The organism is Saccharospirillum sp. (genome assembly GCF_039982735.1).
Lineage (GTDB): Bacteria > Pseudomonadota > Gammaproteobacteria > Pseudomonadales > Natronospirillaceae > Saccharospirillum.
Genome location: NZ_JBDWXV010000022.1, coordinates 18,425 through 32,538, shown reverse-complemented (window position 1 = coordinate 32,538; position 14,114 = coordinate 18,425). Strand labels below are relative to the sequence as shown.

Sequence of the window (14,114 nt, the reverse complement as noted above, 5' to 3'; positions counted from 1 at the left end):
CTATCTCCTATTGATGTTGAACCATTGAAACAGGGGTTTCGGGTGATCGCACACCGCCCCGGGCGGCGAGGGCCTGGACAACGTGGTCGGACATGCGAATGGCATTGATCAGCATGGGGATTGCCAGGCGCCAGACCGCGCGGCCACCGCCACGCGACTTCCAGGCCTCAAGCAGACTGTTCAGCACCGCCATCAATACCGGTACAAAACGCACGAACAACGCCACGGTAAAGGCAATGCGGTGTGGCGCCACACCGACCCGCCTGAGGGGCGACAGCAAGGGCATCACCGCATCCATCATGGCGTCCATCCGCGTGGTGAGAGTGACCAGATTGGCCAGCCAGATCAGCGTCAGCATGCGCAGCAGCATCAGAATGGCGGCACTGACAGACTGACTCCAGCTCTGCACCACGAAAATCAGAATGAACATTGGCAAGAGCGGTTTGACCACCCAGAGGTATGACCAGCCGGCCGGCCCCAGACTCCGGTATGCGAGAATGACTGCGATCAGCACAGCCCCGGCAGTCCACAGTGACGCCAGCGCGTAGAGCGCAACGCTGGTTACCATCAGCACCAGTAATTTTAGCCCGGCTGGCTGCCGGTGCAGCCAGGATTGCCGGTGCACATAGAGCGTCATCATAAGCTGAACGCCCTGTTACAAGCGGCCCGGTAGTCGGCAATGACGGTCTCTGGGCTGCCATCCCCCCGAACCTGGCCCTGCTCCAGCCAGAGCACACGGTCAAACGCGGCCAGCACGTCGAGATCGTGGCTGATCATGATCAGTTGTTGTGGCAAGCCCAGCAGCCAGTCGGTCAGAAATTGACGGGTGGGCAGATCCAGTGCCGAAAAGGGTTCGTCCAGAATCAGCACGGCCGGGTTCATGACCAGCACCGCCATGATGCAGACCCACTGCTTTTGCCCTTCCGATAGGGAGTGCACCGGCCTGTCAGCCCAATCGAGCCGGTGGTGTTCCCGCAAGCAGTGCTCGGCACGTTCGCGCGCATCCGACTTGCTCAGGCCCTGGTTGCGCAGCCCGAACATCAACTCTTCAATCACGGTGGGGAAAATCAGTTGGTGGTCCGGGTTCTGAAAGATAAAGCCAACCTGATCGGCCATGGCTTCAGGCCCCTCGGCCGGGTTATGGCCCCGCACCTGCAAGTGGCCCTGACTGGGTTGTAACAAGCCATTGAACAGGCGCACCAGTGAGCTCTTACCCGAGCCATTGTTGCCGATCAGGCCGATGCGGCGCTCGCTCAGCGTCAGATTGAGATCACTCAGCACGGTTTGATCGTCGCGCTTCAGAGTCACCTGGTTCAGCTCAATGGTCAGGGTCATGCCGTGTCGGGCCTGGTTCAAATTTGAAGCGGAGCATACCAAACTGAAAAATAATATAACCCCGGCATTTATCAAGTGATCACTATTTAACCTAATCACACCTTAATGCGCTGAACAACACTGCGTTGCCAAAGCAGGCACTGCGTCCGTGCACCAATACGGTACACTGTGCACCACTCTTTGGGACGCGACGACCGATGTACGAACTCACCCCCTTTTTCATTGCCCTGCTGCTTTCGACGGGCTTACTGGCTGGCATCATCAACGTGATGGCGGGCGGCGGCTCCAACCTCACCCTGCCCGCGCTGATGGCGATGGGCATGCCCGCCGATGTAGCCAACGCCACCAACAGAGTCGGGGTTTTCCTGCAGGGCATCGTCGGGTTGCGCGGCTTTCACGCCAAGGGCAGGCTCGATACCGACGACAGTAAGGCCATTCTGATTCCGATGATGGCCGGCGGTGCCGTCGGAGCAGCCTGCGCCTCCTTTCTGCCCAACACCCTGCTCAAACCCATTTTGCTGATCACCATGATTACCCTGGCGGTGATCATGCTGGTGCGACCCAGCATTGTGATTCCCGGCCCCGATGAACAGCCCTACACCGTCAAACAACGCCCCAGAGCACGCTGGGGGCTGTTTTTAACCGGTGTCTATGGGGGCTTTGTTCAGGCGGGCGTTGGTTTTTTACTGATCGCGGCAGTGGCAGGCGCCCTGCGCTATGACCTGGTCAAGGCAAATGCCTATAAACTGCTCGGCACCATCGCCTTCACCACGGTGTCGCTGGTGATCTTTATCGCCCGGGGTCAGGTCGCCTGGGTGCCAGGCCTGGTGCTGGCGGTCGGCACCATGATCGGCGCCCAGCTCGGCGTGCACCTGGCGATCAACGTCAGTCAGCGCACCATGAAGTGGTTTCTGCTGATCATGACACTGGCCGCCAGCGCGGCGGCTGTCTGGCTGTAAAAGGCAGCCACCCGTTTCGGGCTTGTCACCGAAGCTGCCGCAGATAGGTTAACGTATCGTCAAAACCCGGGGACCGGTCACGCAAGCGCACCGAAAACGAGGCGACCGTATCGTTGTGATTGACGCCTTCATAGCGGTGCGTCTGCACCGGCACACCATTGTGACGGTAGGCTTCCGCCAGATTAGGTAAATTGCGCGGGCGAACAATGGTGTCATCGAACCCGTCGATCAGCAGGGCCGGCGGGTCGTCGGCACTGACAAAGGTAATCGGTTGCGTTTGGGGAATACCGTCCGCCCCGCCGAATAGGTCTATTAAATCCGGATCCGTCAGCGGCAAAAAATCATACGGGCCGGATAACCCCACCCAGGCCAGAACCCTCGAACGGTCAACACCGGCAGTGTTCAAATACTGCTCGTCCAGAGACAGCATGGCGGCAATATGCGCCCCCGCCGAATGCCCCATCAGCACCAGTCCGTCATCAGCCAGGCCTTCGTTCACCGTCCAGGCAACGGCCTGCGCACCATCTTCAACAAAGGCTGGAAACGTCACCTCCGGATACAGCCGATAATCCGGCACAACAACACGATACCCCGCATCGGCCAGCGCCTGAGCCACAAATCGATAACCTCCTTTGTAACCTTCCTGCCAGGAACCGCCATAGAAGAATATTAGCGTAGGGGCGCCGGCTTCCGGTTCCGTCGGCAGGTACAGATCCAGCCTCTGGCGAGGCTGGCCGCCATAGGCAATGTCGGTGGAGCGCTCATAGCCGTCGTGAGGCGTGATCAGATTAAGTGCAGGCAAGGCACACCCGCTCAGCAAGAGCGTCAGCGGTATCAGCCAAAAAAAAGGCCGGTACCGCCAGGTACCGGCCAGATCATGCAGAAACATCGAGAGGAACCTGAAATTGCGTATCTAATCTATTCTACGCTCTGCGGACGAATCCGGATGCGTACTAGCGTGGCTAAATTTCAAGCTTAAGAGTTCGCTTGCATAGCAAGCGGCGGCCGGTGCGGTCTCCTGCCAAAACCGTCCCGAACGTCGAACTCTCGTTAAATCACCATCAAGTCCATAAAGCGGTGCACTGGGGTTTTCTGCAGGCGTTCGGCATCTTTGCACAACTCGAAGATTTCTGCGGTGCGGCTTGCCGGAAAACGGGTGGCCAGATTGGCCCGGAATTTCTGCTCCAGCAATGGAATGCCCTCGGCACGGCGGCGACGGTGGCCGATGGGGTATTCCACGGCGACCTGCTCGGTACTGCTGCCATCTTTGAAAAAGACCTGTATGGCGTTGGCAATGGAACGCTTGTCCGGCGCGTGGTACTCGGCGCTGTAGCGCTTGTCTTCAACGATTTCCATTTTCTCGCGCAACGCATCAATGTCCGGATGAGCCGCGTGAAAATCATCTTCATACTGCTCGGCCACCAGGTTTCCAAACAACAGGGGCACCGCCGCCATGTACTGCAAGCAGTGGTCACGGTCGGCGGCGTTCGCCAGCGGGCCGACCTTGCTGATGATGCGAATCGCTGACTCGTGCGTGGTGATCACAATGCGGTCGATCTCATCAATGCGGTCTTTCACCTGCGGGTGCAGTGTAACGGCAGCCTCGGCAGCAGTCTGAGCATGAAACTCAGCCGGGAAGCTGATCTTGAACAGAATCTGCTCCATCACATAGCTGCCGTAATCGCGCTGAAACTTGAACGACCGGTCGGCTTCGGGCTTAACTTGCTGGTCTTTGTTGGTCTTGCTGAACAGCACGTCGTAAAACCCCCACTGTGGCGCGGTCAGCGCACCGGGGATGCCCATCTCGCCACGCAGAGCGATGTCGACCAAACGTACTGCCCGGCTGGTGGCATCACCCGCTGCCCAGCTCTTGCGTGAACCGGCATTGGGGGCATGGCGGTAGGTGCGCAGCGCCTGACCATCAACCCAGGCATGAGACAGCGCACTGAGCAATTGCTCGCGGTTGGCACCCATCAGTTTGGCTACCACTGCCGTAGAGGCGACTTTTACCAGCACCACATGGTCCAGACCCACACGGTTAAACGAATTCTCCAGAGCCAGCACACCCTGGATTTCATGCGCCTTAATCATGGCTTCGAGTAAAGCGTCCATGGTCAACGGCGCTTCACCCTGACTGACCCGAACCTGCGACAGGTGATCGGCTACGGCCAGAATGCCGCCCAGGTTATCAGAGGGGTGGCCCCATTCGGCGGCCAGCCAGGTATCGTTGTAATCGAGCCAACGCACAATAGCGCCGATATCCCAGGCCGCTTTCACTGGATCGAGCCGCAGTTGTGTGCCCGGTACGCGCGCGCCATTAGGCACAACGGTGCCTTCAACAATAGGCCCCAGGTGTTTGGTGCATTCAGGGAAACGCAACGCCAGCAGGCCACAACCGAGCGTGTCCATCAGGCAGTTACGGGCGGTATCCCAGGCTTCATTGCTGTCGATTTTGTAGTCGAGTACGTAATCGGCAATAGCTTGCAAGACGTCGTCGTATTCGGGGCGGTTGTTCAGGTCTACGTTGGAACTCATGGTCGGGTCCTGTTTCAAATAACAATATACAAATAAGAAATGAGGCTAACAGTTCACGTTTCTGCTGAGATCAGTTAGCGCTTTTCCAACGGCACAAAATCACGCATTTCCGGGCCGACGTAATCCGCATTGGGCCGGATAATCCGGTTTTTGGCGCGCTGCTCTTTTATGTGCGCCGTCCAGCCACTGACGCGAGCCATTACAAAAATGGGCGTGAACAAGGGCGTTGGAATTCCCAGGGCGTGATAGGCCGGTGCGTGGAAAAAGTCAGCATTCGGAAAGAGTTTTTTCTCGTTCCACATGACCGTCTCGCACCGCTCGGCAATGTCGTATAAATGACTGTCGCCACTTTGTTCGGCAAGGCGTTTCGCCCAGGCTTTGATAATGGCATTGCGCGGATCGCTGGTGCGATAAACCGCATGCCCAAAGCCCATGATTTTTTCCTTGCGCGAGAGCATGCCCTGCAATTGTTGCTCGGCATCGTCCGGGTCCTTGAACCCTTCGATCATCGCCATCGCCGCTTCGTTGGCTCCGCCGTGCAAAGGCCCTCGCAAGGTACCGATGGCACCGGTCACCGCGCTGTAGATATCCGTCAGGGTACTGGCGGCAACGCGGGCAGCAAAGGTTGAGGCATTGAATTCGTGCTCGGCATACAGAATCAGCGACGCATGCATGACCGCGACGTGCACCGGATCGGGTATTTTCTGATGCAGTAACGTCAGAAAATGCTCGGCAATGCTGTCGGCATCGCTGTCGGTTTCAATACGACGGTTGAAATGCGAAAAGTGATACCAGTAGCAGATGATTCCCGGAAAAGCGGCCAGCATGCGTACGATCTCGGCATCCTGTTCATCGAAACTGTGTTCGGGTTCCAGCACACCCAGCATGGAACAACCGGTACGCATCACGTCCATTGGGTGAGCACTGGCCGGAATGCGCTCCAGCGTCTCGAGCAAAGCCTGCGGCAGTTCGCGTTTTTCTTTCAGACTGCTGGCGTAATCTCTCAGTTGTTCAGCCGTTGGCAATTCACCAAACTGCAGCAAATAGGCGACCTCTTCGAACTGGGCATTGTCGGCCAGGCTTTGAATATCGTAGCCCAGGTAGGTCAGGCCGCTGCCTTCTTTACCGACCGTGCACAGCCGGGTTTCTCCGGCCACCTGGCCGCGCAATCCGGCCCCGGATACGGGTTTATCCACCATGATCAGCCTCCTGTACGTATCGTAATGTCTGTGTTTTATATTGAGTTCTGATTCCGTTTTGAGCCTTCACCATAGAGGCTCGCGGAATACTAAACGCCTCTGCTAGCGAGCGCTGCCTTCGTTGAACAGGGCATCGAGCTTCGCTTCAAAATCGTGATAGTTCAGCACATCGTACAAATCCATGCGGGTTTGCATCATGTCGACCACGGCTTTCTGGTCACCCTCTACTTTAATGCTCTGATACACCTCCAGTGCCGCCAGGCTCATTGCGCGGAAAGCACTCAACGGGTACAGCACCATGGCAACGCCAGTGCCAGCCAGCTCTTTCTGGTTAAACAGGGGGGTTTGCCCGAACTCGGTAATGTTCGCCAGAATGGGCACATCCATGGCATCGGCGAATGCCTTGTAGTCATCCAGGGTGTGCACGGCTTCAGCGAAAATGCCGTCTGCACCGGCGTCGACACAGGCTCTGGCCCGGTCGATGGCCGCTTGCAGGCCTTCCTGGGCAAAGGCATCGGTGCGGGCCATGACAAAGAAGTCATCGTCCTGACGCGCATCCACACAGGCCTTGATACGGTCAGCCATTTCCACCTGGCTAACGATGGCTTTGTTGGGCCGGTGACCGCAGCGTTTCTGCATCACCTGGTCTTCGATATGAATGGCCGCCACCCCGGCCCGTTCCATCTCGCGAATGCAGCGGGCAATGTTAAAGGCACCGCCGAACCCGGTGTCGATATCCACCAGCAGGGGCAGGTCACAGGCGCCGGTAATGCGCCGCGCATCTTCCAGAACATCATTCAGGGTAGTGACACCCAGGTCGGGCAAGCCAAAGGAGGCATTGGCCACCCCACCACCCGACAAATAAATCGCCGAATGACCGGCCCGCTCTGCCAGCATGGCCGTGTAGGCATTGATGGTGCCAACGATCGGCAAGGGGGTTTGTGCCGCCAGAGCATCGCGGAAGCGGCGGCCGGCCGTGGTTGCAGCCTTCATAGCAGAGTCTCCTCAGTCGTTTGTTCGAGTACCCGGCGTGCCGAGCGAATGTGTCGTTTCATCAGCAACGAGGCCAGTTCGCCATCGCGTTGCTGCAGTGCTTCAAAGATGCGCTGGTGTTCCTCCAACGCCTGGCGGGGTCGCCCGCGGCGGTGTGCAGACTGAAACCGGAACATGCGTACTCGCTGGTAAAGCTCGTCACACAACAGGCTGATCAGCCAGCGGTTACCACTTGCCTGAATGATGTTGAAATGAAAGTCCAGATCCCCTTCTTGTTGTATGTAAAACTGGTCGTTCTGGTCATCCAGGTAGCGTTCGTGCCGGGCGAGTACCGCGCCCAGTTCCTGCAGAGCCTCGTCGGTCATATTCTTCGCCGCCAGCTCGCAGGCAAGCGACTCGAGGTTTTCCCGAATCTGATACAGCTCGATCAGCTCCTGACGATCCACGCCGACCACCTGGGCTCCGACGTGCGGCACTTTGCGCACCAGCCGACGGCTTTCCAGACGATGCAGCGCCTCACGCAGCGGGCCCCGGCTAATGCCCAGTTCAGTCGATAACTCCGACTCGCGCAACCTTTCATTGGGCGCGATATCGCCACGCACGATGGCCTCCAGCAGTTGCTGGTAAATGCGGTCAACCTGAGTCCGTGCTTCCATATATTGTCTACAATGATACGATAATTGACCTATTAAACGGATATAACGTCGTATTTTCAACCTTAATTGTAAACAATGAGACCAATGGACGACCCTCCATCGCCCGCTGAGTACTGAAGAGTCTGTGGCCGGGGTCACTGACACCAAAACCTGTAATCCTCTATACTGCCCAAAGGCTCCCAGCGACAGGACCATCACCATGAGCGAGGCGCGTTACGACATCTATTTCCGGGGCGATCTGCTCGAGGGGTTTTATACCGACTTCGTGAAAGCGGATATGGCGCAGCTGTTCAAGACAGACCCCGCCCGACTGGAGGCTTTTTTTTCAGGAAAGCCGCAACCGGTCAAACTGAAGGTAGACCGGCCGACGGCGGCCAAATACAAGGCCGCGCTTGAGAAGATCGGGGCCAAGCCGATTATTGTGCCCATGGGGGAAGCCATACCGGCAGGAGCCGCGCGCCCTGAGGCATCCGCGTCAACATCGCAACAGCAGGGTTCCGACGCCGGGCCTGTTAACCAGCCGGTAACAGAGCCCGACTGGACAGTCCTGCCAGCGGGCAGCGACATCGGCGAACACCGGGACATCCAACCGGTATCGGTCGATACTACAAACTTCAGCCTTGCGCAGACGGGCGCCACCCTGGTTGAACACCCGGAGCGCCCTACCCCTGTTCAGGTCGATATTTCCGGCCTGTCACTGGATGAACCCGGGGTCACTCTGGTGGAAAACCCGGAACGGCCGGCACCGGTCCAGGTCGACCTGTCCGCTTTGTCGCTGGATGAACCCGGCGTCACACTGGTCGACAACGATCGGACTGCGCCACCACCTCCCCCGGATATTTCGCATTTGAAGCTGGAATAGCGACTCAGCGATACCGACTGCGCTCGCGGTACCAGCGTTCCTTGTCGGCATACATTCTCTCATCGGCCAGTTTCAATACGTCTTCCGGCGGCACCTGATCGGAACTGGCAAGGCCGACACTCATTTGAATGGGGGTTTTTACCTGAGCACCGTCATCAGTGGTCAGGCTGATGTTTTTTTGTTTTACCTGTCGATCAATACGCTGCATCAGCGCCGCTGCTCCGCTCTCATCTTCACTGCGACAAAGAATCACAAACTCATCGCCCCCGTATCGGAAAACCTGATCCTGATCGCGGCAGATGCTTTTGAGCGCATCGGCGACAAAGCGTATCAGCTCGTCTCCGGCTGCATGCCCATACTGGTCGTTGACCGATTTCAGGCCGATCAGATCGATCAGAATCACGGAAAAGTGGTCATTGGCATCGGTTTTCAGGCGGTTCTGCGCTTCTGTCAGTTCCGATTCAAGGTGTCCTCGATTGTATATTCCGGTCAGCGCATCGCGCTCCGCAGCTGCCTTGAGTTCCAGCGTCAACAGTTTGTTGGCAACCGCCGTACCCAGCTGCTTGATCAGCAGTTGCAGTGCCTGACGTTCCTGTTCGGACAAGGTGGCTCCCTGTATTAACAGCAAGCCCTGAAACCGGTCGAAGCGTTCGCGCATAGGAAACACGAAACTACCGGTGTGCTGATCGGTGGTATTCAGAAAGTACCCTTGCGGCAGGTGTTCTCTGGTTCGGGCCAGGCGACGCTTGAGAATGGTCTGCTGTTCATCATCCAGGTCCGGCGTGAAGACAGCAAAATAGAGGTCATCGTGTTCCCGCGGGTCTTTCAACACAAAGCCGAACGACTGGTCCGGATACAGTCGTTGCAAAACATCCAGTGCGGCGGATACCAGTGACTCGAAGGAATCCACCTGATCATTCAAATCACTCAGTTCCAGCATGGCGCTAAAAATCACGTTCTTTTGCTCGGCGTTCTTTTTAGTGCCAACCAGCCGCGATTTCTGGATATAAAACACCCAGGCGATGCTGAATATATAGAGTTGAAGCGAAACCATGGTCAGCACATTGATCCCCAACGGAGCCTCCGGAGACCACGCGACTTCTGAAGAAAAGGCTATCAGAGCGATACCCAGCACAAAAAAACCCAGTGCTCGGGCGCACTGACGTATACCACCCGTCATGGTATTGTTAAGAATCACAGCCGCTAACAAGGTAAAGGAGATCCAGCCAGAAAAATTGATGTGGGCACACCAGGCACCCAGCACCAATCCGTCAAACATCATGGCGCGGCGTTCACTGCTAACGCTTGCCTGGCGCCAGCGGTCATTCCAATACACAAGGTGGGGGTAAACCAGAAAATAAAGTGCGGCGACCGGCAGATTCCAGTGCGACCAGCCTCGCTCCAATGTCAGCCAGGCAATGGCAACAAAGGTGGCACCAAACCCCAGCACCCTCGGGGTATAGTTGACCCTTGTAAGCCTGGGCAGCCGATACTGAGTTGCTGAAGCAATAGACGTAGGCAGAGTGAAATCTCCAGTGACGAATCGCTACTTAGCCTTCCGTGCCCTAACACACCAGCCATTGAGGCCCGGCCCCAACAAAAGGTGGCCCTGTGAAGACGCTACGTTGCATCCCTGGCAGGGCCCGTCTGCGTTATACTGATGAATACAGTGTGGTCCATGCACCAGGCCGGGGCAAGCGGGCCACACATTGCATCCATGTAAACCTCGGGAACCATTGTGCACCAGCCTAATCCTACCCATGACAAGTAATCCGGGCGGCACTGCCAAGCAACCACCGTCGCGTTCGGCACTCTCGTCCCCCATTTTCCGGGACTATTTCATTGCCACCAGTTTCGCCACCCTGGGGATCTGGATAGCCCGCTTCCTGATCGGCTGGAGCGTCTGGGAAGTCACGCTGTCTCCCTTATGGGTCGGTGTAACCAGCGCCATCCTACTGGCCCCGACCTTTCTGTTGTCGCCCATTTTCGGGGTGATTTCCGATCGCATTGATCCGCGCGGTGGCGTGGTTATCACAGCATTACTCAACACCCTGATTTGCGTTGCCATTGCCCTGCTGTTTTTCCTGGAAGCGGTCAATCTCGTTGCGTTGCTGACCTCCGCTCTGGCGTTTGGGTGTGTCACCGCAGCCCATCATCCAATGCGCCTGGCCCTGGTGCCCAAAATTCTGAGCCGACACCTGTTGCCCAGCGGCATCGGAATGACGGCCATTGTCTTCAATGTCTCGCGGATTATCGGCCCGGCGCTGGGCGCTGGCATCATCAGCATTGCCAATGTCGGGGTTGCCTTTGCCCTCTCGGCCCTGTGTTTTTCCGGAACCCTGACGTTTCTGTTGCGCGTGCCACGGGTCGCCCCGGCCGCCAGGGACCGCAGTATCAGCCTGCTGGGTGATCTTCTGGCCGGCTTTCGCTTCATCCGTCAGGCGCCGCTGGTGCGACTGGTATTGCTGATGACACTAACCAACGGCCTGGTTGGTCGCTCCGTACTGGAACTTTTGCCCGCCATTTCCGGTGAACTGACCAGCGGCAGCGCGCAGAACCTGGCCGTGCTGACTGGGGTCGCTGGTGCCGGCTCCATCATTGGCGGCGTTATTGTCTCGCGCCAGCGAGGCGACCTTGCCCGTATCAGCCGACTGGTGCTGATGGGCCTGGTGATCAGTTCGGCGGCCATACTGCCCTTGCTCAAGCTGAACAGTCTGGTGTGGCTGATCGGCATTATCTGCCTGTGTAGCCTGGCCATGACGGTCATCGGCACCGGTTGCCAGGCGTTGATACAGATGATGATTGATGACCAGTACCGGGGTCGGGTTATGAGCATCTGGACGGTGGTCAGCATGGGTAGCCCGGCCATCGGTGCCCTGGTAATCGGGAGCCTGTCGGAATGGTTCGGCCTGGTGCCCACCCTGGTCAGTTTGGCTGCCCTGGCTCTGACTTTCAGCCTGAACCTTACCCGGCAACGCCGGCGGTTTGTCGATGTCTGATCAGGCTACCTGACACCCAACTGCCGCTCCAGGGAGTGCACCTGCTGTCGCAGAGCCTGCAACTCTTCAAGCAGGTCCATCGCCACCGCCACCCCTTGCCAGTCGAGATCCAGCTCCCGTTTGAGGCGAACCGCCTGATGCAGGGTTGGCACCACCGACACCTGAAATTGCCAGCGGTCAGCGGTAACGGTTTCTGGCGCAATTAGCCCCAGCTCCACCAACTCAACCACCAGAGTCTGCTTGAGACCGCAGCGTTCGCATAGGTCGTTCAAGCTCAGCCAGACCCCGGATTCATGCAACTGATGTTCATCGATAATGACTGTGGTGATGTCTTTGCTCATAACCCTTTCTCCAGCGATTTTCTGGGGTTAAACCCCGCTTCCGCTTCAGCCAGTTCCCGGTACAAGGCTTCCGACCTGGTCGAGTGATGAGCAGGCAAGGTCACCTGCACAGTAACGATCAGGTCTCCGGTCGGGTTTCGGCCCAGGCCCCTTCCTTTCAGGCGCAGCTTTTTACCGGCCACCGAGCCTTTGGGTATGGTCAGGTTGACCGACCCGGTGAGCGTCGGGACTTCTACCTTTGCGCCCAACGCAGCTTCCCAGGGGGCTAGAGGGAGCGTCAACAACAGATCACGTCCGTCGACCGCGAACAATGGGTGTGGCGCCAGCTCTATCTCCAGAAACAGATCGCCGGCGGCACCCCCGCTGTGCCCGGGGCCACCCTGTCCGGCCAGGCGGATACGCTGTCCGGCAACGACGCCGGCCGGTATTTTCACATTCAGCGTTTTGGTTTTGTGAACCATCTGCCCTCGTGAATCGGCTGCAGGCATGTCAAGCTTCAGGGTGCGCTGTACCCCTTGCACCGCCTCTTCCAGAAACAGGGCCAACCGGTGGTGCATGTCCTGCCCGCGATGACTGAAAGAACGCCCCCAATCGCTGGCACCCGCCTGACGAAACCCGCTGCCAGCCATACCCTCTCCCGCCATGCCACCGCCAAATACAGACCTGAAAAAGTCACTGAATTGCCGGCTGGCTTCGTCGTCACTCATGCCGGCACCGGTGCCTGCAGAGTGGCGGCCACCTCCGGCAGCCCGCAAAGCCCTGATTTGATCGTATTCCGCTCGCTTTTCGGCATCGCTGAGTACTTCGTAAGCCTCTCCGACTTCCTTGAACTTCGCTTCGGCGTCCTTTTCCTTGCTGACATCGGGGTGGTATTTTCTGGCCAGCTTGCGATAGGCCTGTTTGACCTCTGCCTGGGTCGCCTTGTCCGCAACGCCCAGCACCTTGTAGTAGTCTTTAAATTCCATAATCTGAGCAACGCTCCTGAATCATCGAACCCACCGAACGAATGAAATACCGGGACACTCTGAATTTAAATGCCGGGATACTATGAATAAGTCCCCACAGTTAAGCCTCTGAAGGCAAAAACAGCAATGCCCGGGCTGGATTGTGAAAAAGCCCCGCCCTGCAGCACGACTGTCAATTAGCCGCTGGAATGCTATTGTTTACGAAACAGAGCCTGAGACCTTTCCAGCGTGCAATTGGGTAGTACACCAGAACAGATCGAGTTAAGGCGCACACTGGTGCTGATGCGCTTTTTCGCGGTATCCGGCAATTTGATCATGGTACCCTTCGCCTTGCTGGCAATCTGGCAGGGCATCTGGATCCGGTTCTGGATTCTGTTGCTGGTCATTTGCGTGATCACCACCCTGGTCGTGACCGCCCATGTTCGCCAGCAGACACGCCTCGCCAGAGTCGCACTGGGCATCGTGCTGTGCCTGTTCGCCCTCTATCTGACTGTCTCTGGCGGCCAGGATGGCACGGGCGTCTACTTTGCCTTTACGCTAATCCCGATGATGATCGTCATTTCAGGCTGGCGATGGGGCCAGATACTGGGTGGCCTGTACACGCTGATGCTGATCGCCGCCATTCTGGTCGACTGGCCCTGGCTGTACCCCTATACCCTGGAAGCCGTGCCCCGCCTGATCGCTGCTACGCTGTTTATTGTGTTGCTGAGCCTGCTCATCGAATGGACCCACGTGCAATCTTACCTGGCGATAAAACACACGGCTGACATGCACCGGAAAAACTCCCTGACCGATCCGCTCACTGGCCTGATGAACCGGCTTGGTCTCGAGCGGCAACTGTTAAAATGGGAACAGACTGATCAGCCGGCCGTTGTTGCACTGATCGACATCGACCATTTCAAAGCCGTCAATGATCGCTATGGCCACGACGTGGGAGACCGGGTGCTCTCCACCTTTGCCCGAGTTTTGCGCAATAACCTGAAGGAATCAGACAGCGTCTGCCGTTGGGGGGGTGAAGAGTTTGTGCTGGTGATGAATAGCCTGACTGAAGCAGAAGCGCTGCCCATCGTCGACGAACTGCGCAAACTCATCGCCAGTCGCCAGTTTCAGTTCGACGAGCACACCATCGGCCTGACCTTCAGCGCTGGGCTGGCGGCCTTCAACGGCGAATCCGAATTCAAACGCGCGCTGAAACTCGCTGACCAGCGGGTGTATCAAGCCAAATCCAGTGGGCGCAACCGTTTGGTCTCGGGCGAGAGTGACCACTGAC

The 14,114-nt window shown here is 57.5% G+C and carries 14 protein-coding genes; 4 read left to right on the top strand and 10 right to left on the bottom strand.

The features are described 5' to 3' along the window. Positions 1–7: 7 nt before the first annotated feature. Positions 8–640 carry an energy-coupling factor transporter transmembrane protein EcfT gene (locus ABJT94_RS18580; protein ID WP_348477849.1) on the bottom strand — a complete coding sequence of 211 codons (633 nt, stop codon included), beginning with the start codon at positions 638–640 and terminating at the stop codon, positions 8–10. After that, positions 637–1,335 carry an ABC transporter ATP-binding protein gene (locus tag ABJT94_RS18575; protein ID WP_348477848.1) on the bottom strand — a complete coding sequence of 233 codons (699 nt, stop codon included), beginning with the start codon at positions 1,333–1,335 and terminating at the stop codon, positions 637–639. The genes ABJT94_RS18580 and ABJT94_RS18575 overlap by 4 nt, the downstream gene beginning before the upstream one ends. A 197-nt stretch (positions 1,336–1,532) precedes the next feature. On the opposite strand from ABJT94_RS18575, the gene ABJT94_RS18570 reads away from it, so the two are divergent. Continuing rightward, entirely contained in the window at positions 1,533–2,294 is a 762-nt protein-coding gene (locus ABJT94_RS18570; RefSeq protein WP_348477847.1) for a sulfite exporter TauE/SafE family protein, read from the top strand. 25 nt (positions 2,295–2,319) lie between these two features. Here ABJT94_RS18570 and ABJT94_RS18565 read toward each other — a convergent pair whose 3' ends face one another. The 5 genes from ABJT94_RS18565 to ABJT94_RS18545 all read right to left on the bottom strand — a co-directional run bounded on the left by ABJT94_RS18565 (position 2,320) and on the right by ABJT94_RS18545 (position 7,677). Continuing rightward, entirely contained in the window at positions 2,320–3,183 is an 864-nt protein-coding gene (locus ABJT94_RS18565; RefSeq protein ID WP_348477846.1) for an alpha/beta hydrolase, read from the bottom strand. Positions 3,184–3,344: 161 nt separating this feature from the next. Further along, positions 3,345–4,829: a 2-methylcitrate dehydratase gene (gene prpD / locus ABJT94_RS18560; RefSeq protein ID WP_348477845.1), complete on the bottom strand. Its 1,485-nt coding sequence runs from the start codon at positions 4,827–4,829 to the stop codon at positions 3,345–3,347. A gap of 74 nt (positions 4,830–4,903) precedes the next feature. Then, positions 4,904–6,028 carry a 2-methylcitrate synthase gene (prpC, locus tag ABJT94_RS18555; RefSeq protein WP_348477844.1) on the bottom strand — a complete coding sequence of 375 codons (1,125 nt, stop codon included), beginning with the start codon at positions 6,026–6,028 and terminating at the stop codon, positions 4,904–4,906. A 102-nt stretch (positions 6,029–6,130) separates the two neighbouring features. Continuing rightward, a complete protein-coding gene (prpB, locus tag ABJT94_RS18550) occupies positions 6,131–7,021 on the bottom strand; it encodes a methylisocitrate lyase (protein ID WP_348477843.1) in 891 nt (296 codons plus the stop codon). Continuing rightward, positions 7,018–7,677: a GntR family transcriptional regulator gene (locus ABJT94_RS18545; RefSeq protein WP_348477842.1), complete on the bottom strand. Its 660-nt coding sequence runs from the start codon at positions 7,675–7,677 to the stop codon at positions 7,018–7,020. Before ABJT94_RS18545 ends, prpB begins: the two co-directional genes overlap by 4 nt. Before the next feature lie 199 nt (positions 7,678–7,876). Here ABJT94_RS18545 and ABJT94_RS18540 point away from each other — a divergent pair, with 199 nt between their 5' ends. Further along, on the top strand, positions 7,877–8,539 hold the full coding sequence (locus ABJT94_RS18540; RefSeq protein WP_348477841.1) for a hypothetical protein: 663 nt from the start codon (positions 7,877–7,879) through the stop codon (positions 8,537–8,539). Positions 8,540–8,543: 4 nt separating this feature from the next. On the opposite strand, the gene ABJT94_RS18535 is transcribed toward ABJT94_RS18540, so the two are convergent. Continuing rightward, positions 8,544–9,989, bottom strand: coding sequence for a diguanylate cyclase (locus tag ABJT94_RS18535; RefSeq protein ID WP_348477840.1), 1,446 nt, complete (start codon positions 9,987–9,989; stop codon positions 8,544–8,546). Between the two features lie 310 nt (positions 9,990–10,299). Here ABJT94_RS18535 and ABJT94_RS18530 point away from each other — a divergent pair, with 310 nt between their 5' ends. Next, positions 10,300–11,538 (top strand): MFS transporter, encoded by a 1,239-nt coding sequence (locus ABJT94_RS18530; protein WP_348477839.1) that lies wholly within the window; start codon positions 10,300–10,302, stop codon positions 11,536–11,538. A 5-nt stretch (positions 11,539–11,543) separates the two neighbouring features. Here the strand turns inward: ABJT94_RS18530 and ABJT94_RS18525 are convergent, their stop codons facing one another. After that, positions 11,544–11,879, bottom strand: a complete 336-nt coding sequence (locus tag ABJT94_RS18525) for a chaperone modulator CbpM (protein WP_348477838.1) — start codon at positions 11,877–11,879, stop codon at positions 11,544–11,546. After that, positions 11,876–12,844, bottom strand: a complete 969-nt coding sequence (locus ABJT94_RS18520; RefSeq protein WP_348477837.1) for a DnaJ C-terminal domain-containing protein — start codon at positions 12,842–12,844, stop codon at positions 11,876–11,878. The genes ABJT94_RS18525 and ABJT94_RS18520 overlap by 4 nt, the downstream gene beginning before the upstream one ends. 228 nt (positions 12,845–13,072) lie before the next feature. Here ABJT94_RS18520 and ABJT94_RS18515 point away from each other — a divergent pair, with 228 nt between their 5' ends. Continuing rightward, on the top strand, positions 13,073–14,113 hold the full coding sequence (locus ABJT94_RS18515; protein WP_348477836.1) for a GGDEF domain-containing protein: 1,041 nt from the start codon (positions 13,073–13,075) through the stop codon (positions 14,111–14,113). The last annotated feature ends 1 nt before the right edge of the window (position 14,114 follow it).

What these genes read in the sequence shown, in the direction of transcription:
- ABJT94_RS18580 (WP_348477849.1), bottom strand. Translation starts at nt 640, where the DNA reads ATGATGACGCTCTATGTGCACCGGCAATCCTGGCTGCACCGGCAGCCA.
- ABJT94_RS18575 (WP_348477848.1), bottom strand. Translation starts at nt 1,335, where the DNA reads ATGACCCTGACCATTGAGCTGAACCAGGTGACTCTGAAGCGCGACGAT.
- ABJT94_RS18570 (WP_348477847.1), top strand. Translation starts at nt 1,533, where the DNA reads ATGTACGAACTCACCCCCTTTTTCATTGCCCTGCTGCTTTCGACGGGC.
- ABJT94_RS18565 (WP_348477846.1), bottom strand. Translation starts at nt 3,183, where the DNA reads ATGTTTCTGCATGATCTGGCCGGTACCTGGCGGTACCGGCCTTTTTTT.
- prpD (WP_348477845.1), bottom strand. Translation starts at nt 4,829, where the DNA reads ATGAGTTCCAACGTAGACCTGAACAACCGCCCCGAATACGACGACGTC.
- prpC (WP_348477844.1), bottom strand. Translation starts at nt 6,028, where the DNA reads ATGGTGGATAAACCCGTATCCGGGGCCGGATTGCGCGGCCAGGTGGCC.
- prpB (WP_348477843.1), bottom strand. Translation starts at nt 7,021, where the DNA reads ATGAAGGCTGCAACCACGGCCGGCCGCCGCTTCCGCGATGCTCTGGCG.
- ABJT94_RS18545 (WP_348477842.1), bottom strand. Translation starts at nt 7,677, where the DNA reads ATGGAAGCACGGACTCAGGTTGACCGCATTTACCAGCAACTGCTGGAG.
- ABJT94_RS18540 (WP_348477841.1), top strand. Translation starts at nt 7,877, where the DNA reads ATGAGCGAGGCGCGTTACGACATCTATTTCCGGGGCGATCTGCTCGAG.
- ABJT94_RS18530 (WP_348477839.1), top strand. Translation starts at nt 10,300, where the DNA reads ATGACAAGTAATCCGGGCGGCACTGCCAAGCAACCACCGTCGCGTTCG.
- ABJT94_RS18525 (WP_348477838.1), bottom strand. Translation starts at nt 11,879, where the DNA reads ATGAGCAAAGACATCACCACAGTCATTATCGATGAACATCAGTTGCAT.
- ABJT94_RS18520 (WP_348477837.1), bottom strand. Translation starts at nt 12,844, where the DNA reads ATGGAATTTAAAGACTACTACAAGGTGCTGGGCGTTGCGGACAAGGCG.